Below are 17,823 nucleotides of genomic sequence, written 5' to 3' on the forward strand. Positions count from 1 at the left end.
CCGGCACAGCAAGGCCGTTGAAAGACTGTGAGGCGCAGATGGCCTGCGCTGAACAAACCCTGAAACCAGGCATTGCCGCATCTTGAGGAAATTGGCACACACGAAAAAACTACTCGCTGTTCTGATTGCCGGTACGTTCGCCGCTGGCGCATTCGCTCAAGCCGCTGCGCCTGCGAAACCTGCCACCCCTGCCACCCCTGCTGCCCCAGCCGCAGCCACCGCACCTGCGGCCATGCCGGCCGCAGCAACACCTGCAGCCCCCTCTGCGGCGCCCGCTGCAGCACCGGCCCCCGCAGCCAAGCATGCCAAGTCCATGCACAAGCCTGCCAAGTCCCACGCCAAGCACAGCACCAAGAAAGCTGGCAAGCCTGCTGCCTGACGAGCACTGAAGGCGGCACCGGCGCGGGACCCTGAGGTGTCGCACCCGCTGCCGGCAAGCGCAAAAAGCCCGCAGAATTCGGATTTCTGTGGGCTTTGTGGTTTGTGGCATGCGGGTTTCAGGCGACATTCGGCCCCAATGCCTTAGGCTGTCGGCTTTCGACTCTTTTTTGGCATGCAAGGCTTATGAAGAACTTCTCCAGCCAGACCTCTGACTCACGCCAATGCGGCTGGCGTGCGCGCACCATGTTGCTGGCCGCAGCGGCCCTGTTCGGACTGCTGGGCACCGCTCCGGCAATGGCCGGCGATCAAGGTCAGCCCCAGACGAACCTGCGCCGCATCGACCTGACGGCCGGCATGTACCGCATCGACACCCAACTGGCCGTCACGCCGCAGCAGCGCGAGATCGGTCTCATGTTCCGCAAGGAGATGCCGCAGCAGGAAGGCATGCTCTTTGTCTTCGAGGTACCCGGCGTGCAGTGCTTCTGGATGCGCAACACCATCCTGCCGCTGACCGCGGCCTTTGTGGCCGATGACGGCACCATCGTCAACCTGGCCGATATGAAACCCATGAGCGAAGACTCCCACTGCTCGGCCAAGCCCGTGCGCTATGTGCTGGAGATGAACCAGGGCTGGTTCGCCAAGCGCGGCATCAAGGCCGGCACCAAACTGGGCGGCAGCCTGTTCACGGCCGCGCTCCGGCCTGCAGCCAAGCCATAATCGCCTTCCATGCACGCATTGCGCTCATCGTTGTCGCTCACCCGGCTGATCCTGGCCTGGTTTGCACTGACGCTGGGCGTCGCCGTGGCATCACCCCTGGTCCACCCCCAGGGCTTCGAGCTGGTCTGCACGGCCAGCGGCGACATCAAGCTCGTGGCACTGGGCGACAGCGCCGCGCCGGGCATGGGCCACCATCAGCTCGATTGCCCCATGTGCCTGACTGCTGGCGCACCGCCGCCAGCCCTGCCGCAGATGGATGTTCCCCGCCATCAGCCGCTGGCCCACGCGCTGCTGCCCCTGGTGGCAGCGCATATCGCATCCGTCACGCGCGCGCCCCTGCCGGCGCGCGGCCCGCCTTCGCCGACTCCCCTGTCCTCTTGAATCGCCGCCGGGCCTGCTGACGCGCGCCCGGCCCTCCTGCGCCCACGGGCGCGGGACCGCGCCGCATGCGCGGCGCAAGACCCGGAGTCAGTTCGTGAATTCTTTCCCCTTCCCCGCGATGGCGGCGCTGCTGCGCCTGCCCACCACCATTTTTCGTCCCCATCCCGTGGCCACGGCACTGTGCTGTGCGCTGGGCGCCGCATGGGCGCCAGCCGCGCACGCGCAGGCCCTGGCCGAGGCGGCACTGCCCGCCGTCGAAGTCTCCGACCAGGCCACGGCCGACGCCAACGGCCTGCTGCCCCTCAACAAGACCGTGGGCACCGCCAGCCGCCTGGGCCTGACGGCGCGCGAGACGCCGGCTTCGGTGCACATCGTGGACCGTGCCGCCATCGAGGCGCGCGGCGCCCAGGATACGCAGGAGATCCTGCGCTCCATCCCGGGCGTGACGGCCTACAGCCCGCCCGGCAACATCGGCATCAGCTACCGGGGCTTCGGCACGGGGTCGGTCAGCCAGCTGTTCAACGGCATCAATCTCCAGTACTCGATCGCGGCGCGGCCCGTGGACAGCTGGATCTACGACCGCGTCGAGGCCATCGGCGGCGCCTCCAGCTTCCTCTATGGCGCGGGCGGCGTGGGCGGCACGCTGAACTACATCACCAAGCTGGCCCAGCGCGACCATTTCACCGAAGGCCAGCTGCGCCTGGGCAGCCACGGGCTCAAGGAGGCCTCGGTGGGGTTGAACCGGCGCCTGGGCGATGCCACCGACACCCAGGGCAGCACCCACTACCTGCGCCTGGACCTCAACCACCGCGATGCAGGCAGCTGGGTGGGCGGCACGCAGTCGCGCTCCACGCAGCTGGCGGCCTCGCTGCTGTCCGACCTCGGTGGCGGCCTGACCCATACCCTGGCCTACGAGGCGCAGCACGAGCGCGTGGACCGCCCCTACTGGGGCACGCCGCTGCTCAATCCGCTGCGCGGCCAGGCGCGCGTGGATGAAGGCACCGTGGGCCAGAACTACAACAGCGCCGACGGTCTCTATGCCCAGCGCGTGCAGTGGCTGCGCTCCATCACCGAATGGCGCGCCAACGACCGGCTCAAGCTCAGCAACACCTTCTATGCCTACGACGCACTGCGCGACTACCGCAATGTGGAGACCTACCGCTTCACGCCCGACAACAGCGCCGTCATCCGCTCGGCCGCGCTGCTGCAGCGCCATGACCAGCGCATGGTGGGCGACCGCATCGAGGGCAGCTACCTGGGCGAGCTGGCCGGCCGGCGCAGCGAGTGGGCCTTCGGCCTGGACGTGAGCGTGAACCGCCAGACACGGTTTCCGAACAGCCTGTCGGGCACGGTGAGCATGGTCAACCCCTACGATTTCGCCACCGAGAACTTCCACGACATCCCCGGCATGGCGCCAGGCTTCCGACCCGACCGCGACAACAAGGTCACCACCACCGCGCTCTACCTGGAAAACCGCACGGCCCTCACGCCCGCCCTGCACCTGCTGACCGCCCTGCGCCATGAACGCATCGATGTGGACCTGACCAACCGGCGTGATGTGACGCCCGCCCTGCCCGCCAGCTACAGCCGCGGCTACAGCCCCACCACGGGGCGGGTCGGACTGGTCTGGGATGCCTCCCCCGAGGCCAATCTCTATGCGCAGTTCGCCACGGCCGCCGATCCCCCGTCGGGCATGCTCATGGGCGCCTCGTTCTCGGACGCGATCAACAACACGGAATTGACCACGGGCCGCCAGTTCGAGGCCGGCAGCAAGCTGTCGTTCTGGCAAGGCAAGGGAACGGCGGCGCTGGCGGTCTATCACATCACGCGCCGCAACCTGTCCACCCAGGACCCGCAGGACGCCACGCGCACGGTACTGGTGGGCCAGCAGTCATCGCGCGGGGTGGAGCTGTCCATGGGCCTGGCTCCCACGCCGCGCTGGTCCATCCAGGGCAGCTGGAGCCATGTGGATGCGCGCTACGACAACTACCAGCAAGGCGGGGTGTCACTGGCCGGCAAGCGGCCCACGAACACGCCATCCAGCGTGTTCAATCTCTGGACCAGCTACCGCATCACGCCGGCACTGGAGGTCAACGCCGGGCTGCGCCGGGTCGGCGGCATCTATGCCGATGCGGCCAACACCCTGTCCTGGCCCGCCTACACCCTGCTGGACCTGGGATTGAGCTACCGGATCGATCCGCGCATGACCGTGGTCGCACGCCTGCGCAACGCCACGGATCGCACCTACGCCGCCAGCCTGACCAGCACCATGGCCTACCTGGGCGCGCCGCGCACGGCCGACATCGCCTTGCGCATCGCCTTCTGAACGGGGCCTCGCCATGCGCCTTCACCTCAAACGCTGGCTGTTCCTGCTGCACCGCTGGCTGGGCATTGCCGTATGCCTGTTCTTCGCGCTGTGGTTCGTCTCGGGCATGGTGATGATGTACGTGGGCTACCCCAAGCTCACCGAGGCCGAGCGGCTGCGCCACTTGCCGCCGCTGGACGGCACGGCCGCCCTGCTCTCGCCGGCCCAGGCGCTGCGCTCGGCAGGCATCGAGGGTCCGCTCAAGGACTTGCGGCTGCATGCGGGCAGCGCCGGCCGCCCCAGCTATCTGGCCACGCCCGAGGGCCGGCGCCAGCCCGTGGCCATCGACGCGCTCAGTGGCCAGGTACTGCGCGGTACAAGCCAGGCACAGGCCCTGGCCAGCGCCGCGGCCTTTGCGGGGTCCGGCCAGGGGCTTCGCTACCTGGGGTCGGTGCAGGAGGATGCCTTCAGCCACTCCCGCGCCCTGGACATGCACCGCCCCCTGCACCGCGTGCAGCTGGACGATGCCGAAGGCACGCTGCTCTACATCTCGGGCACGACGGCCGAGGTGGTGCGCGACGCCACGCGCGGCGAGCGCGGCTGGAACTACCTGGGCGCCTGGCTGCACTGGCTGTACATGTTCCGCGGCAATGCCTTCGATCCCTACTGGGCGGACCTCGTGAACGTGCTGTCGCTGATCGGCATCGCCGTGGCGGTCACGGGAACCGTGGTCGGCGTGATCCGCTGGCGCTTCAGGCGTCCCTACCGCAGCGGCCGGCGCACGCCCTACCCGGGCCGTGCCATGCGCTGGCACCATGTCGCCGGCCTGCTGTTCGCACTGACCACGCTGGCATGGATCTTCAGCGGACTCATGTCCATGAACCCCTGGCGCCTGTTCGACACCGGCACGCCGCCGCTGCGCATGGCCGCATGGCAGGAAGGCCCGCTGGGCGTCTCGCAGGGCGATGCCACGGCGCAGGCGCTGCTGGATGCCGCGGGCGGCCAGGTCCGCGAGCTGCGCTGGATCCGCGCGGCAGGGCGCTCCGAGGTGCTGGCCCGGACTTCGACCGGTGCGCCCCAGGTGCTGGACAGCGCCAGTGCGACCTCCGTGGCCCATCAGCGCGACGTGTTGCTGGCCCGTGCCGCCCGCCTGATCGATGCACCCGTGCTGCGCAGCGAATGGCTGACCGCGCACGACCTGTACTGGTACGAGCGCGCCGAGCACACCATGATGGGCGGCCATGACAAGCCCCTGCCCTTGCTGCGCGTGGTTTTCGGCGATGCGGCGGCCAGCTGGGTGCACATCGATCCGCAGACGGGCCAGGTCCTGGGCCGGATGGACCGCAGCCAGCGCGTCAAGCGCTGGCTGTTCGCAATGCTGCACAGTTGGGACTGGCTGCCGCTGCTGCAGCGCCGCCCGCTGTGGGATGTGCTGCTGCTGGCCTTCAGCCTCGGCGGCCTGATGCTGAGCGCCACGGGCGTGCTGATCGGCCTGCGCCGGTTGCGCCGGAAGCGCGGCCATCATGCCCGGCCACACACATCCACCGAGGCGATTGCACATGGTTAGCCGCCATACTATATGCTTGCCGCATGCAACTCGAACAGAAATACCAGGCCTTGCTGGCCGAAGCCGAGCGTCGCCAGCTGGCCGATGCGGACAGCATCCGGCTGTGCTTCCAGACCCTGTCGCTGGCCGCGCGCATCGACCGTGACTGCGCGGCGCTGCTGGCGCCCCACGGCCTGTCCGAAGGGCGCTTCGTGCTCATGTTCCTGCTGGAAGCCGCTGGCGAGGGCCTGGCCCCCAATCACCTGGCCGAGCAGGCCGGCATCACGCGCGCCACGGTGACCGGATTGCTCGATGGTCTGGAGCGCGAGGCACTGGCCGAACGCCTGCCCGACCCCACCGACCGGCGTGCGCTGCGCGTGCAGCTCACCGCCAAGGGCCGCCAGCTGGCGCGCAGGCTGTTTGCCCAGCACAGTGCCTGGATCGCCGGCCTGTTCGCCAACCTCTCGCCGGCTGAACGCAGCCAGCTGGCCAGGCTGCTGACCAAGGCCGCGGCAGGCATGAAGGCTCCGGCATGACGGCATCGATCCCCCGCCGCAAGGGTGCCAGCCGCAGCGCCGACATCACGCCCGAACTGCTGCGTGCCCTGTCGCTGGGCGAGATAGAAACCGCCACGCTGACCGAAAGCCTGGCCGTGGACCAGGCCCTGCTGCTGCAGGCTGTCTTTCCCGAGGACTGGGCACGGCTGGAGGACACGGCGCAGGCCCTGGGCCAGCTGGGCGTCCTCAAGCGCATGGAATGCGTGGGCGCCCTGCTGTGGCAGACGCTGGGCCAGGCGGGCTGGGAGCGCTGCCTCACGCACCGCTCGGACACGGCGCGAGGCTGGGCCTGCTTCATGGCCGGCGCCCAGCCCGGCCTGACGCTGCGCCAGCGATTGGATCTGGTGCGCCCGCTGGCCGACGACGCGCATTTCGGCGTGCGTGAATGGGCATGGATGGGGGTGCGCCCGCACCTGGCCGGCGATCTGCCGCAGGCGGTGGATGCGCTGTCGCGCTGGACGGATCACCCCTCCGAGCGCCTGCGCCGCTTCGCCAGCGAGGCGCTGCGCCCGCGCGGTGTCTGGTGCAGCCATATCGCGGCGCTCAAGCAGCAGCCGGAAATCGCCCTGCCCCTGCTGGAGCCGCTGCGCTCCGATGCGTCCGGCTATGTGCAGGACTCGGTGGCCAACTGGCTCAACGATGCGGCCAAGAGCCGGCCGGACTGGGTGCGGGCGCTGTGCGCCCGGTGGCTGCGGGAATCGCCCCTGCCCGCCACGCGCCGCATCTGCGCGCGCGCGCAGCGCAGCCTCAAGAACCCGGCGTGATCGCCAGGGAGCCCGACGCCGCCAGGTGCTCGCAATCGGGCTTGAGGCAACGCCCATACAAGGTATGGGAGTGCTCGACGATGGCAAATCCATGCGTGCGCGCCAGCAGCCGCTGGCGCTGTTCGATGGTGTCGTCGTGGAACTCCTGCACCCGGCCGCAGCGCGTGCAAATCAGATGGTCATGGTGCCCGCCGTCGTCGAGCTCGTAGACCGCCTTGCCCGCCGCGAAACGCTGGTGACGCAGCAGCCCGGCCTGCTCCAGCTGCGCCAGCACGCGGTAGACCGTGGCCAGGCTGGTGCCCCGGCCCTGGTCGCGCAGTTGTCGGTAGACTTCCTCCGCCGCCAGATGCCGGGCGGATCCGTGGCGGAAGACATCGAGTATCCACAGACGGGCCAGCGTGGCCTTCAACCCCAGATGCTTGAGATCGGTGGAATCGGACATACGGTTCTCCTGAGCGGTCAGAACTCGTTGTGGATGGCCTTGTAGCCATGCACCAGCGCATTGTTGGTGCGTACCACATCCTCGGAGAACTCGCTGGCGTCGGCCGGAACCTGCGCCAGCGTGGCCAGGTCGGTTTCCGGGCCGAGGCGCGCGGTGGACGGTACATAAAAGCCCGCAGGCAGGTGACAGCCATCGACCACGGCGTTGTAGCGCACCACGCAGCCGTCATCGACCACGCAGTTGAACAGCACGCTGTTGAAGCCGATGAACACGCCACTGCCCACGCTACAGGGGCCGTGGACGATAGCGCGGTGGGCAATCGAGGTGTTGCGCCCGACAGTGACGCGCGCGCCGGACTTGGAGTGGATCACCACCCCGTCCTGGATGTTGGAGTGCGCGCCGATCACGATGGGGTCGATGTGGCCGTCCGCATCCATCTCGTCGGCGCGGATCACCGCATACGGACCGATGAAGACGTTTTCCTCCACCACCACCAGGCCGCAGAGGATGGCCGTGGGATCGACGAAGGCGCTCGGGTGGATCCGCGGCAGGTCGCCGCGCGGGTTCTTGCGGATCATCCCTTGCGCTTGTTCTTGGCACCGCCCTGGCGCGCCTTGAAACGCGGGTTGCTCTTGCAGATCACATAGGTACGGCCACGGCGGCGCACGACCTGGCAGTCGCGGTGGCGCAGCTTGGCTTCCTTGAGGGACGAGAGGACTTGCATGGGAAAAGCTCCTGAAGTGGAAGGAAAGGGTCAGAAATCGGTGGGCTCGGCCCAGGCCACGGCATCGTGCGGGTGCAGGCTTTCCAGATGGCGCACATGCACGCGAGGCTGGGCATGGGTGCCCGCCAGGGCCGCCTGGATACGGCGCGCCGCGTCCTCGACGAACATCAGGTTGCGGCCATTGAGCGCGGCAAAGGCCTGCTCGTCGGCCCGCTTGACCGCCGTCTGCACGGGCGTGCCCAGCGCCTGTTCCACGCGGCCGATCAGTGCCAGGATGCCCAGGTCGGGCGCATCGGCGGCCAGGTCCACGCTGACGCGCGCCTCGCTGCGCTGGCTGTGCGCCGTGGCCAGCGTCCCGTGCTTGCGCAGCCAGCCGGCGACGCTCGAAGGCTCGACCCGGGTCTGCCCCTCGAAAGCCTGGAGAAAGCCCTGCTCCAGCAGTTGCCGCGACAGCGCCGCCGAGCAGGGGCAGGTCGAGGAATAGCCCACGCTGACCTGCAGCCGCAGCTGGAACACGCCCTGAGCCAGCATGGCGTCCAGCCGCACGGGGTAGGCCTTCCAGCCTGACAGGTCCCGGGTCACGAGCGCGGGGCGCTGGGTCAGCAGGTCCATGGCCAGGCGCAACCGCGCGCTGCGGCTGGCGCAGTCGCGGTGGCTGTCGATCATGGCCTGCAACGCGTGGCGCAGGCCGAAGGGCGTCAAGGCCGCTTCTTCCGCCAGGCTGTCCAGCTGGCGATAGAGCCGGGACATGTGTATGCCCTTGACATGCGGGGCCGGAAGATCGACCTGCACGTCGGCACGGGCATGCAGTTCACGCCAGTAGCCAGGCTCGGCCACGGTCACGGGCAGGTCTATGCCCTGCATGCCCACCCATTGCAGCGGGCTCAGGCTGGGGGCGGGGTCGGTCAGGGAAACGTCGGGAAGAGGTGCGAGCATGCGGATTCCTGCGGGTTCAATTCCATCCTGGGAAAGGGTTGTGCCACTGTGTCCAGGCCTGCGGGCCCCGGGCCATCTCGCCATCGGTCAGCAGGCAGGCATCCAGGCGCCCGCGCAGCACGGCCTCGTCCATGTCCATGCCGATCAGCACCAGCTCCTGGCGCGCATCGCCGACACCGTCCACCCATTTTTCGAGGATGCGTTCCACCGTCTCGCTATCGCGCGGCCAGCGTTCGGCCTCCACGGCCGCCCACCAGTGACCAGCCGGGCCATGGCGGGCCACGGCACCGGCCTGGGACCAGGAACCGGCCAGCGCTGGATGGCTGGCCAGCCAGAAGAATCCCTTGGAGCGCACCACGCCCGGCCATTCGCTTTCGACCAGATCGAAGAAGCGCTGCGGATGGAAAGGCCGGCGCGCACGGTAGACGAAGCTGCGGATGCCGTATTCCTCGCTCTCCGGCCGGTGCATGCCACGCAGCTCCTGCAACCAGCCCGGCGCCCGGGATGCTGCCTCGAAGTCGAACAGGCCCGTGTCCAGTACCCTGTCCAGCGGCAACCGGCCAAAGCTGGCGATCTCCATGCGGGCACGCGGATTGAGGCCGCGCAGAATGGCCATCAGCCGCGCGCAATCGTCCTCGCTGACCAGGTCGATCTTGTTGAGCACGATCACATCGCAGAACTCCACCTGCTCGATCAGCAGGTCGACCACGGTGCGGGCATCCTCCTCGCCCAGGGACTCGCCGCGCGAGCGCAGGCTGTCCCTCGAGCCGTAGTCATGCAGGAAGTTGAAGGCATCGACCACGGTGACCATGGTGTCCAGTCGCGCCACGTCGCCCAGGCTGCGGCCGTCCTCGCCCGCGAAGGTGAAGGTCTCGGCCACGGGCAAGGGCTCGGAAATGCCGGTGGACTCGATCACCAGCTGGTCGAAACGGCCCTCGCGCGCCAGCCGGTCCACCTCCAGCAGCAGGTCCTCGCGCAGCGTGCAGCAGATGCAGCCGTTGCTCATCTCCACCAGCCGTTCCTCGGTGCGCGACAGGCCCGCGCCGCCATCACGCACCAGGGCCGCGTCGATGTTGACCTCGGACATGTCGTTGACGATGACCGCCACGCGCCGGCCCTCGCGGTTGTGCAGGATGTGGTTGAGCAAGGTCGTCTTGCCCGCGCCCAGAAAGCCGGACAGCACGGTCACGGGCAGCCGGGCATGCGGCGGCGGCACCTGCGCTTCGGTATGCATCATGGAATCTCGAAAAAGCGAATCTAGAAAAGCACAATCTCAGCGGCGCTCAGGCGCGGGCTGGCGCGCATGCCGTGCATTTGCCATGCAACTCGATGTTGGAATGCCCCAGGGCAAAGCGGTTGTTCCGCGCCCAGTGGTCCAGGCAGTGCCCCAGCTGTTCATCGATGAACTCGTCCACATGGCCGCATCCGTCACAGATGGCGAAAGCCGTCATGCCGTGGTCGCAACCCGGGGGATGCGCACAGCACACATAGGCGTTCATCGACTCCAGCCGATGGACCAGCCCCCGCTCGGCCAGCTTGTCCAGGGCGCGGTAGACCTGGGTGGGGGCGCTCAGGCCCTGGCTCCGAAGCTGGTCGAGCAGCGCATAGGCGGAGAGTGGGGCCGCGGCTTGCTGGAGGGTGTCGAGCACCCGTTGCTGGTGGGCGGTCAATGGCATGGTGATTTCCTCTTGAGCGGGTGGCGAGCGTGGCAAACCTTTTTGCACGCAGCGCGCCACGCATTTGTTAAGTTATAACATAACAAATACCCAATGCGCACCGACTGCGCCCCATGACCGGCATCGATGCGCCCAAGCAATTGACAACAAGTCACCAATATTGGAAACTTGTTGTCAATATAAGGAACCACTTCGATGCCACAAACCAAAGTCGATCGGCTGACCTCCACCACGCTGGCCGTATTCCGCCTCAACGGCCTGCTGATCCATTGGGGAGATCGCTTCAGCGAATCCCAGGGGCTCACCAGCGCGCGCTGGCAGATGCTGGGGGCACTGGCGCTCGCGGACCAGGCGCTAAGCGCCCCGCAGATCGGAGACAGGATGGGCGTGACCCGGCAGGCCGCACAGCGGCAATTGAACCTGCTCCTCGACGAAGGCATGGTCGAGGCGCTGGCCAATCCCCAGCACAAACGGTCGCCGCTGTATGCCCTGACACCGCAGGGATGCAAGGCATACGATGCACTGGACCAGCGGTGGCAGGCGCATGTGAAGCAACTGTCCCGCCATTTCGAGGAGGCCGATCTGGTCACGACGCTGAATGTCCTGCAGTCGCTTGCGGCTGCCCACGCCACCCCGCAGGAGCCGTCCGATGCCACGTAAGACCCTGCAGCGGCTGCATGGAACCGCGGCCATGGCAGCCTTGCTGCTGATCGCTGTTTTCTGGTCCATGTCCCTCGTCTCCTGGCTTTGGCTGGGACCCGATGGCACGCGGGCCGTCAAGCAGTCCATCGCCTACGCGCTGCCAGTCCTGGTGCTGGCCATGGCCGTGACCGCCGGCACCGGTGCCCGGCTCGCAGGGGCGGCCCACCCTCCTCTCATCCTGCGCAAGAAGCGCCGCATGCCCTTCGTGGCAGCCAATGCCCTGCTGGTTCTCATCCCTGCGGCGCTTTGGCTGCACTGGCGGGCGCAAAGCGGCACATTCGGCACAGGCTTCCATGCCGTACAGGCTGCGGAGTTGCTGGCCGGCCTGTGCAATCTGGCGCTGCTCGGCCTCAACGCGAGGGATGGACTGCGGCTCGGCCGACGCCACCCTGCGACCTGAGGCCGGGTTCAAACCGAAAGCGCAATTCGCTCACGCAACCACTGGTGTGCCGGATCGCGACGACAGCCCCCATGCCAGAGCATCAGCATCTCGAAGCCTGGCACCCGGATCGGAGACTCGACCAACGTGAATCCTGGCTCGCCCCAATGCGGCGGGCCACCGCGGATGAGTCAACCCCGGGCGCCCTGCATGCCTGCGGCTCCCGCATGAAAAAGGCCGGCCACCCTCTCGGGCGGCCGGCCTTGCGGCATGCCAGCCGGGGCCTGGCCCCGGCGCAGTCTCTTACACCAGCGCGTCGATCGCGGCGTTGAAGGTGGCGCTGGGGCGCATCACGGCGTCCAGCTTGGCCACGTCGGGCATGTAGTAGCCGCCGATATCGGCAGCCTTGCCTTGCACTTCCTTCATCTCGGCCACGATCTTGGCTTCGTTCTCAGCCAGGCTCTTGGCCAGAGGTGCGAACTTGGCCGCCAGTGCTGCATCTTCGGTCTGAGCAGCCAGAGCCTGGGCCCAGTACAGAGCGATGTAGAACTGCGAACCACGGTTGTCCAGCTCGCCGGTGCGGCGCGAAGGCGACTTGTCTTCGTCCAGCAGCTTGCCGGTGGCTTCGTCCAGAGTCTTGGCCAGCAGCTTGGCGCGGGCATTGTTTTCCTTGATGCCCAGGTCTTCAAACGAGACGGCCAGAGCCAGGAATTCACCCAGCGAGTCCCAGCGCAGGTGGTTTTCTTCCACCAGTTGCTGCACATGCTTGGGAGCGGAGCCGCCAGCACCGGTTTCGTACATACCGCCACCAGCCATCAGAGGCACGATGGACAGCATCTTGGCCGATGTGCCCAGTTCCAGAATCGGGAACAGGTCGGTCAGGTAGTCACGCAGAATGTTGCCGGTCACCGAAATAGTGTCCAGACCGCGGGCCACGCGCTCCAGCGTGTAGCGCATCGCGCGCACTTGCGAGAGGATGTGGATTTCCAGGCCGTTGGTGTCGTATTCCTTCAAGTAGGTCTGCACCTTCTTGATCAGCTCGGCTTCGTGGGGGCGATAGGGGTCCAGCCAGAACACGGCAGGCATGCCGGAGTTGCGGGCACGGGTCACAGCCAGCTTCACCCAGTCACGGATAGGAGCATCCTTGACCTGGCACATGCGCCAGATGTCGCCAGCTTCCACGTTCTGGCTCAGCAGCACTTCGCCGGTGGCGATGTCCACGATGTTGGCCACGCCGTCTTCGACGATCTCAAACGTCTTGTCGTGCGAGCCGTACTCTTCGGCCTTTTGCGCCATCAGACCCACGTTGGGCACGGTGCCCATGGTCTTGGGGTCGAAGTTACCGTGCCACTTGCAGAAGTTGATCACTTCCTGGTAGATACGGGCAAAGGTGGACTCAGGCATCACGGCCTTGCAGTCGTAAGGCTTGCCGTCAGCGGCCCACATCTTGCCGCCCACGCGAATCATGGCAGGCATGGAAGCATCCACGATCACGTCGTTGGGCGAATGGAAGTTGGTGATGCCCTTGGCGGAATCGACCATGGCCAGACGCGGACGGTGCTCCTGGCACTTGTGCAGGTCACGGATGATTTCTTCGCGCTGCGAAGCAGGCAGGGTCTCAATCTTCTCGTACAGATTGGCCATGCCGTTGTTCACGTTCACGCCCAGCTGATCAAACAGCTTGCCGTGCTTTTCGAAGGCTTCCTTGTAGAAAATCTTCACGCAGTGGCCGAACACGATGGGGTGGGATACCTTCATCATGGTTGCCTTCACGTGCAGCGAGAACAGGATGCCCGACTCGCGGCAGTCTTCGATTTCCTTTTCATAGAAGGCGCACAGGGCCTTCTTGCTCATGAACATGGAATCGATCACTTCTGCAGCCTGCAGCTTGACCTTGTCCTTCAGAACGATGCTGTTGCCGGACTTTGTCTCCAGCACCATCTTCACTTCGCGGGCCTTGTCAAGCGTCATGGACTTTTCGCCGTGATAGAAGTCGCCCTCTTCCATGTGCGACACATGGGTTTGCGACCACTGCTTCCACTCACCCATGGAATGGGGGTGCTTCTTGGCGTAGTTCTTGACCGCGGCAGGCGCGCGGCGATCCGAGTTGCCTTCACGCAGCACGGGGTTCACGGCAGAGCCGATGCACTTGTTGTAGCGTGCCTTGATGTCCTTTTCGGCATCGGTCGTGGCGGTTTCAGGATAGTCGGGGATGGCGTAGCCCTTGCCCTGCAATTCCTTGATCGCTTCTTGCAGCTGGCCCACAGATGCGGAGATATTGGGCAGCTTGATGATATTGGCTTGAGGCGTGAGCGTCAGCTTGCCCAGTTCAGCCAGGTTGTTCGGAGCGCGTTGGGCTTCGGTCAAAAAGTCGGGGAACTCGCCCAAGATACGGCCTGCCAGCGAGATATCGCTGGTCTCCACATTGATGCCGGCCGGTGCTGCAAAAGCACGGATCACCGGCAGGAATGCACTGGTAGCCAGGCGGGGAGCCTCGTCAGTCAAGGTATAGATGATGGTGGGTTGCTGCGTACTCATCTCTTGTCTCAGGTTGTGAAAAAAGGGGGAAAGGTGCCTTGGGCCTGCATCCCGGGCTTGCGCAATGGGGCCTGACACAGCGGGACGACACTTTCTTGATGCAATGCGTTCCCACAATACAAAATTCTACGCGCAACCGGGCCGATTTTTTCAAGTCTTGTACAAGACTCAAGGATTTAGCTCAACTTTCAAAAGGTGTTTTCATTGGGAAACAGGCTTTTCTTCCCGGTTTTCTGCCATGTAAAAAAGTCGCACTGCCGCATTCATCTAGCAGCCATCACAGCCATGCAAGTTGCGAGTTAGAGTTGCGTTGCGCGGCCTTTGGCACAAATTTGCGCGCTCTTTGGCACAAAGTAGCACAGCCTTTGGCACCAAGGCTGACAAATTGGCAAGCGTTCAGGGGCCCGTATTTGTTGTTTTTTCGCCAAAAGTCAGATCCAACCCTGGCGATGGATGCATCAACCAGTGGACTTTTCAGACTACAGGAGCGGCAGGAAGCGACCCACTGCAGTCAGTCGATAACATTGAGATAACCGGCGAGCGGAGGCCGCAGGCTCGATTTAGTCCGTTTGATTGATGAGTTGGGTATTAAGCGAGGACTGTGAATGAAAAGCCTGTTCTCCCGATAGCTTCACTGTGAATGGATGCGATATCGATACTAGCCCTCGCTTCTTTGGCGCAGAACTCGATCAGGTCTTTGACCTTTTCAGGTTCGGCAAAGTGGTGTACTCCGACGCACCATACCGCTCGTAAGTCATCTTGTGACCACTTAATCCTGGAGATCTTTTTCTTGTCGACCAGCATCGCCTTCACGCATGACCGCAAAGAGTTGATCTGCTTTAGCTCTATTCCAAGTGGTGAATGTTTACGTTTTTGATGAACAAAGAAGTCGATTGCAGTTTTGGATCGGATGGCACTTCGTTTGTCCAACTCATACCTAGCTTCTCTCCCCCAAGCCTTAATGTCTTCATGAGTGTTGCAGTATTTGGCCAACTCGATTTGAAACCACTTCTCCCATCCGGTAATTTCTGTTTCTGAAATGATACTTAGTGTCTCTCTGGTTCGCTTCTGCTTGAAGAACCCTTGAAATAACTCGACTACGAAATCTTGGTCTTGTGCCATATCTGAGGTGCAGGGTTTATGAATTGATGTCTAAGGTTGTAGGTAACCGTGCTGCCGCTTGCGGCAGGTCCGGTTGACCGAATGGTAAGCTTTCACGGCAATAGCTTCGCGACTTCAGCAGGAGTCAAGTAATGCGTTTTTTGCGGCTTCTTGACTAACCATACTTTTGCAAATGCCGATCTGCCTGAAGCAAAGTGGAGCTCGAGAGTATTAAGCAATTTTGAATGGAATATGTTCGGGATAGGAACTTTGCCATTCAGGTAGCGGATAGCTCCCTTTACGGCGGGTGAGGCTGTTAGTGTGCTTAGGTTCCAGATTTGAGAACCTGTTGCAGTTAATAGTGACATTGCAGCGGCATCAGCTCCTGTTGTTGCAGTCGTTGATGTCCAAGAAACCTCTGTCGACAACAACGCTACAAAGGCAAAGTCATCTACATCGGGATATAAAGAAGCTGCTCGCATGAAGTCCTTCACGAGATCTCTTCGCCGGTTGGATGCATTCCCCTTGTCGGTTTGTCTCCACCATTTCAATTCAATTCCGCCCACCTCTTTCAACGTTTTTTGCTGGCCAGACCGATAAATCACCAAATCAACGGCTGAATCAGTCCATCCCGTTGGGAGAACTTCTCTTTCAAGTACCCACGCTTGTTTTATCTGGGCACCCGCTGCCGCAGCAGCAACGATCAAACTGTCTCGGAGGGTAATTTCACCCATACCTTCCAAAGACGACGTGGCTAGGCCATGGGAGGCGTGCGACATCAACATTGCGCAGATACGGTCGGCTAATTCTTGAACTTGTGCTGGGGTAAGTGCCATTGGAGAGTGCCAACTAGATTTAGACGACAGGCAACAATGCTCGTCGCTCTTATAAAAATAACTCTATGCGCATTTATCAGAGTGAGCAATCGCAAGCAATCGTTTAGGCAAACCTAAAAATTTTTAGATTGCAGCTTGTTGTGAGCAGTTAAATGCCAATGATGGAATGAATGACTGCTCCTGACCGAACGCAGCCCATCACTCCTCTTGCCTGTTCTAAGACAACGATCAAGCACGATGCTTAGCTGCGGCGACAGCCTGTTTCTGGAGTGCAGTCAACTTTTTTGTTATTCCTTAATTTTTTGGAATTGAGATACATCAATCTGAGACACAATGTGCGCGGTCACTTTCGCTTGAAAGTGAACTAACTGCATAAGCGATGTATCTCATGTATGAGTGCACCAATTTAGTGCTATCTCAAAGATTTACAGAGGACCTCTTTTAAATGAGTACACATTCTTACAAGGAATTGTTGGCACAACGCGAAGCTCTTGAACAGCAGATTGCCGCTGCTCGAAAGGCCGAAGTCGCAGGCGCGGTGCAAAAAATCAGGGAATTGGTCGAGGCTTTTGGCCTGACCCAGGACGATGTCTTCCCTACCGCCAAGCAAAAACAAAAGCGCCAGACTGGCTCTGTAGCCCCTAAATACCGCGACCCAGCCACGGGCCAAACATGGACTGGCCGAGGCAAGCCCCCGGCCTGGATCAAAGATCAAGACCGCTCCAAGTTCGAAATCTAAAAAGTGGCCCTCGTGGCCACTTTTTTATTTCTTGGATGCGCCGCAGCTTCCTCAAAACAGCCCCGCAGGCTCCTCGCTCCTGGCCCAGCTGTAGATCACCAACTCGCCACGCTCCACACGGTTCGCCCCTCCTCCAACCGTGTAGTCCAGTTTTAAAGACTCCATCTCAAAGTCTTTGAAGCAGTCTCGAATGGCTGGATGGTCGTTGATGCTGATGACGGCCTTGCCTTTGATTTCCTTGAGCTTTGTGGCCATCAGCTCGTACTGCTCCCACTCAAATGGCACGCCATAGCCCTCGGTCTCCCAATAGGGAGGATCAAGGTAGAAAAGCGTGTGCGCCCTGTCATATCGGTCAATGCATTGCGCCCAATCAAGCTGCTCTATGTATGTTCCTCCTGCCATTCGCAGGTGGGCTGCCGAAAGGTTCTCCTCGATCCGCAGCAGATTAATGGCTGGGGCCGTGGTCGCCGTGCCAAAGGTCTGGCCTGCCACTTTCCCGCCAAAGCTCTGCTGCTGCAGGTAAAAGAACCGGGCAGCGCGCTGAATGTCCGTCAAGGCTTCGGGCCTAGTCTCCTGCAGCCATTTAAAGACCTGCCTACTGGTCAAGGCCCACTTGAACTGCCTCACAAACTCTTCCAGGTGGTGCGTCACCACCCGGTAGAGGTTGACTAGGTCACCGTTGACGTCATTCAGGACTTCGACATCGGCTGGGTGGCGGGCAAAGTAGACCGCCGCCCCACCCGCAAAGACCTCCACGTAGCAGCTATGGGCTGGAAAGCGTTTCAGGAGCAGATCGACCAGGCGGCGTTTGCCTCCGATCCAGGGCACGATTGGGTTTGTCATTGGTTTCAGCTGTTGGCCCTGCTGGGGGCTCTGGTTCGGTGCTCACGGCACTCAGCTGATTGAAGACCCCACACCTGGGGCACTTGATGCTCAGGCGCACATACACGCCCTCGCCTAACTTCTTGCGGCAGTTGCCGCAGCGGATATCGTCCATTTGCAAGCCTTTAAACCTTTAAAACTCTGGTAGGCTCAGCGCGCTCTGTACAGGGTGAGCGGGCCTTGCCAGCTTGCAGGCTGGTTCTGCGGTTGGGGCTTG

General features: G+C 63.3%; 21 protein-coding genes and 1 pseudogene. 10 read left to right on the forward strand and 12 right to left on the reverse strand.

What is annotated here, in order from left to right:
- The first annotated feature begins 91 nt into the window (after positions 1–91).
- The 7 genes from F0P97_RS16345 (at position 92) to F0P97_RS16375 (ending at position 6,651) form a co-directional block, all read left to right on the forward strand.
- Positions 92–379 carry a hypothetical protein gene (locus F0P97_RS16345; RefSeq protein ID WP_182287331.1) on the forward strand — a complete coding sequence of 96 codons (288 nt, stop codon included), beginning with the start codon at positions 92–94 and terminating at the stop codon, positions 377–379.
- A 185-nt stretch (positions 380–564) separates the two neighbouring features.
- Entirely contained in the window at positions 565–1,098 is a 534-nt protein-coding gene (locus tag F0P97_RS16350; RefSeq protein ID WP_182283129.1) for a DUF192 domain-containing protein, read from the forward strand.
- Between the two features lie 9 nt (positions 1,099–1,107).
- Positions 1,108–1,479, forward strand: a complete 372-nt coding sequence (locus F0P97_RS16355) for a hypothetical protein (protein ID WP_182283130.1) — start codon at positions 1,108–1,110, stop codon at positions 1,477–1,479.
- Between the two features lie 118 nt (positions 1,480–1,597).
- Positions 1,598–3,805, forward strand: a complete 2,208-nt coding sequence (locus tag F0P97_RS16360; RefSeq protein ID WP_182287225.1) for a TonB-dependent receptor — start codon at positions 1,598–1,600, stop codon at positions 3,803–3,805.
- Between the two features lie 13 nt (positions 3,806–3,818).
- Positions 3,819–5,351, forward strand: a complete 1,533-nt coding sequence (locus F0P97_RS16365) for a PepSY domain-containing protein (protein ID WP_182283131.1) — start codon at positions 3,819–3,821, stop codon at positions 5,349–5,351.
- A gap of 23 nt (positions 5,352–5,374) precedes the next feature.
- Positions 5,375–5,866 (forward strand): MarR family winged helix-turn-helix transcriptional regulator, encoded by a 492-nt coding sequence (locus F0P97_RS16370; protein ID WP_182283132.1) that lies wholly within the window; start codon positions 5,375–5,377, stop codon positions 5,864–5,866.
- On the forward strand, positions 5,863–6,651 hold the full coding sequence (locus F0P97_RS16375) for a DNA alkylation repair protein (protein WP_182283133.1): 789 nt from the start codon (positions 5,863–5,865) through the stop codon (positions 6,649–6,651). The genes F0P97_RS16370 and F0P97_RS16375 overlap by 4 nt, the downstream gene beginning before the upstream one ends.
- On the opposite strand, the gene fur is transcribed toward F0P97_RS16375, so the two are convergent.
- The 6 genes from fur to F0P97_RS16405 are packed head-to-tail and all read right to left on the reverse strand — an operon-like array spanning position 6,635 to position 10,429.
- The gene (gene fur, locus F0P97_RS16380) at positions 6,635–7,093 is read right to left on the reverse strand and encodes a ferric iron uptake transcriptional regulator (protein ID WP_182283134.1); all 459 of its coding nucleotides are present in this window, start codon (positions 7,091–7,093) and stop codon (positions 6,635–6,637) included. The genes F0P97_RS16375 and fur overlap by 17 nt on opposite strands.
- A 17-nt stretch (positions 7,094–7,110) precedes the next feature.
- Entirely contained in the window at positions 7,111–7,671 is a 561-nt protein-coding gene (locus F0P97_RS16385) for a carbonate dehydratase (protein WP_182283135.1), read from the reverse strand.
- On the reverse strand, positions 7,668–7,817 hold the full coding sequence (gene ykgO, locus F0P97_RS16390; RefSeq protein ID WP_182283136.1) for a type B 50S ribosomal protein L36: 150 nt from the start codon (positions 7,815–7,817) through the stop codon (positions 7,668–7,670). The genes F0P97_RS16385 and ykgO overlap by 4 nt, the downstream gene beginning before the upstream one ends.
- 30 nt (positions 7,818–7,847) lie before the next feature.
- On the reverse strand, positions 7,848–8,753 hold the full coding sequence (gene folE2 / locus F0P97_RS16395) for a GTP cyclohydrolase FolE2 (RefSeq protein WP_182283137.1): 906 nt from the start codon (positions 8,751–8,753) through the stop codon (positions 7,848–7,850).
- Between the two features lie 16 nt (positions 8,754–8,769).
- Positions 8,770–9,990, reverse strand: coding sequence for a zinc metallochaperone GTPase ZigA (gene zigA / locus F0P97_RS16400; RefSeq protein WP_182283138.1), 1,221 nt, complete (start codon positions 9,988–9,990; stop codon positions 8,770–8,772).
- A gap of 46 nt (positions 9,991–10,036) precedes the next feature.
- Positions 10,037–10,429 (reverse strand): Fur family transcriptional regulator, encoded by a 393-nt coding sequence (locus tag F0P97_RS16405; protein ID WP_182283139.1) that lies wholly within the window; start codon positions 10,427–10,429, stop codon positions 10,037–10,039.
- 195 nt (positions 10,430–10,624) lie between these two features.
- Between F0P97_RS16405 and F0P97_RS16410 the strand changes: the two genes are divergently transcribed.
- A complete protein-coding gene (locus tag F0P97_RS16410) occupies positions 10,625–11,089 on the forward strand; it encodes a MarR family winged helix-turn-helix transcriptional regulator (RefSeq protein ID WP_182283140.1) in 465 nt (154 codons plus the stop codon).
- Positions 11,079–11,531 carry a hypothetical protein gene (locus F0P97_RS16415; protein ID WP_232537960.1) on the forward strand — a complete coding sequence of 151 codons (453 nt, stop codon included), beginning with the start codon at positions 11,079–11,081 and terminating at the stop codon, positions 11,529–11,531. The genes F0P97_RS16410 and F0P97_RS16415 overlap by 11 nt, the downstream gene beginning before the upstream one ends.
- Positions 11,532–11,539: 8 nt before the next feature.
- Here F0P97_RS16415 and F0P97_RS27695 read toward each other — a convergent pair.
- The 4 genes and pseudogenes from F0P97_RS27695 to F0P97_RS16430 form a co-directional block, all read right to left on the reverse strand.
- Positions 11,540–11,653: pseudogene (locus F0P97_RS27695) on the reverse strand (LysR family transcriptional regulator); the annotation flags it as partial.
- Positions 11,654–11,813: 160 nt separating this feature from the next.
- The gene (locus F0P97_RS16420; RefSeq protein WP_182283141.1) at positions 11,814–14,048 is read right to left on the reverse strand and encodes an NADP-dependent isocitrate dehydrogenase; all 2,235 of its coding nucleotides are present in this window, start codon (positions 14,046–14,048) and stop codon (positions 11,814–11,816) included.
- 588 nt (positions 14,049–14,636) lie between these two features.
- Positions 14,637–15,170: a hypothetical protein gene (locus tag F0P97_RS16425; protein ID WP_182283142.1), complete on the reverse strand. Its 534-nt coding sequence runs from the start codon at positions 15,168–15,170 to the stop codon at positions 14,637–14,639.
- 92 nt (positions 15,171–15,262) lie between these two features.
- Positions 15,263–15,985, reverse strand: a complete 723-nt coding sequence (locus tag F0P97_RS16430; protein WP_182283143.1) for a hypothetical protein — start codon at positions 15,983–15,985, stop codon at positions 15,263–15,265.
- 445 nt (positions 15,986–16,430) lie between these two features.
- Between F0P97_RS16430 and F0P97_RS16435 the strand changes: the two genes are divergently transcribed.
- Positions 16,431–16,724 carry an H-NS family nucleoid-associated regulatory protein gene (locus F0P97_RS16435; RefSeq protein WP_182283144.1) on the forward strand — a complete coding sequence of 98 codons (294 nt, stop codon included), beginning with the start codon at positions 16,431–16,433 and terminating at the stop codon, positions 16,722–16,724.
- A 51-nt stretch (positions 16,725–16,775) separates the two neighbouring features.
- Here the strand turns inward: F0P97_RS16435 and F0P97_RS16440 are convergent, their stop codons facing one another.
- Both F0P97_RS16440 and F0P97_RS16445 read right to left on the reverse strand, forming a co-directional pair.
- On the reverse strand, positions 16,776–17,567 hold the full coding sequence (locus F0P97_RS16440) for a DNA adenine methylase (protein ID WP_182283145.1): 792 nt from the start codon (positions 17,565–17,567) through the stop codon (positions 16,776–16,778).
- Positions 17,488–17,721 carry a Com family DNA-binding transcriptional regulator gene (locus F0P97_RS16445; protein WP_182283146.1) on the reverse strand — a complete coding sequence of 78 codons (234 nt, stop codon included), beginning with the start codon at positions 17,719–17,721 and terminating at the stop codon, positions 17,488–17,490. The genes F0P97_RS16440 and F0P97_RS16445 overlap by 80 nt, the downstream gene beginning before the upstream one ends.
- Between the last annotated feature and the right edge of the window lie 102 nt (positions 17,722–17,823).

It is taken from the genome of Comamonas testosteroni, assembly GCF_014076415.1.
In the GTDB taxonomy this organism is placed as follows: Bacteria; Pseudomonadota; Gammaproteobacteria; order Burkholderiales; family Burkholderiaceae_C; genus Comamonas; species Comamonas testosteroni_F.

Coding starts and splice junctions, on each gene's coding strand:
- F0P97_RS16415 (WP_232537960.1), top strand. CDS start 11,079: ATGCCACGTAAGACCCTGCAGCGGCTGCATGGAACCGCGGCCATGGCA.
- F0P97_RS16430 (WP_182283143.1), bottom strand. CDS start 15,985: ATGGCACTTACCCCAGCACAAGTTCAAGAATTAGCCGACCGTATCTGC.
- F0P97_RS16385 (WP_182283135.1), bottom strand. CDS start 7,671: ATGATCCGCAAGAACCCGCGCGGCGACCTGCCGCGGATCCACCCGAGC.
- fur (WP_182283134.1), bottom strand. CDS start 7,093: ATGTCCGATTCCACCGATCTCAAGCATCTGGGGTTGAAGGCCACGCTG.
- F0P97_RS16435 (WP_182283144.1), top strand. CDS start 16,431: ATGAGTACACATTCTTACAAGGAATTGTTGGCACAACGCGAAGCTCTT.
- F0P97_RS16350 (WP_182283129.1), top strand. CDS start 565: ATGAAGAACTTCTCCAGCCAGACCTCTGACTCACGCCAATGCGGCTGG.
- F0P97_RS16365 (WP_182283131.1), top strand. CDS start 3,819: ATGCGCCTTCACCTCAAACGCTGGCTGTTCCTGCTGCACCGCTGGCTG.
- F0P97_RS16445 (WP_182283146.1), bottom strand. CDS start 17,721: ATGGACGATATCCGCTGCGGCAACTGCCGCAAGAAGTTAGGCGAGGGC.
- F0P97_RS16370 (WP_182283132.1), top strand. CDS start 5,375: ATGCAACTCGAACAGAAATACCAGGCCTTGCTGGCCGAAGCCGAGCGT.
- F0P97_RS16360 (WP_182287225.1), top strand. CDS start 1,598: ATGGCGGCGCTGCTGCGCCTGCCCACCACCATTTTTCGTCCCCATCCC.
- folE2 (WP_182283137.1), bottom strand. CDS start 8,753: ATGCTCGCACCTCTTCCCGACGTTTCCCTGACCGACCCCGCCCCCAGC.
- zigA (WP_182283138.1), bottom strand. CDS start 9,990: ATGATGCATACCGAAGCGCAGGTGCCGCCGCCGCATGCCCGGCTGCCC.
- F0P97_RS16440 (WP_182283145.1), bottom strand. CDS start 17,567: ATGACAAACCCAATCGTGCCCTGGATCGGAGGCAAACGCCGCCTGGTC.
- ykgO (WP_182283136.1), bottom strand. CDS start 7,817: ATGCAAGTCCTCTCGTCCCTCAAGGAAGCCAAGCTGCGCCACCGCGAC.
- F0P97_RS16420 (WP_182283141.1), bottom strand. CDS start 14,048: ATGAGTACGCAGCAACCCACCATCATCTATACCTTGACTGACGAGGCT.
- F0P97_RS16410 (WP_182283140.1), top strand. CDS start 10,625: ATGCCACAAACCAAAGTCGATCGGCTGACCTCCACCACGCTGGCCGTA.
- F0P97_RS16375 (WP_182283133.1), top strand. CDS start 5,863: ATGACGGCATCGATCCCCCGCCGCAAGGGTGCCAGCCGCAGCGCCGAC.
- F0P97_RS16405 (WP_182283139.1), bottom strand. CDS start 10,429: ATGCCATTGACCGCCCACCAGCAACGGGTGCTCGACACCCTCCAGCAA.
- F0P97_RS16425 (WP_182283142.1), bottom strand. CDS start 15,170: ATGGCACAAGACCAAGATTTCGTAGTCGAGTTATTTCAAGGGTTCTTC.
- F0P97_RS16355 (WP_182283130.1), top strand. CDS start 1,108: ATGCACGCATTGCGCTCATCGTTGTCGCTCACCCGGCTGATCCTGGCC.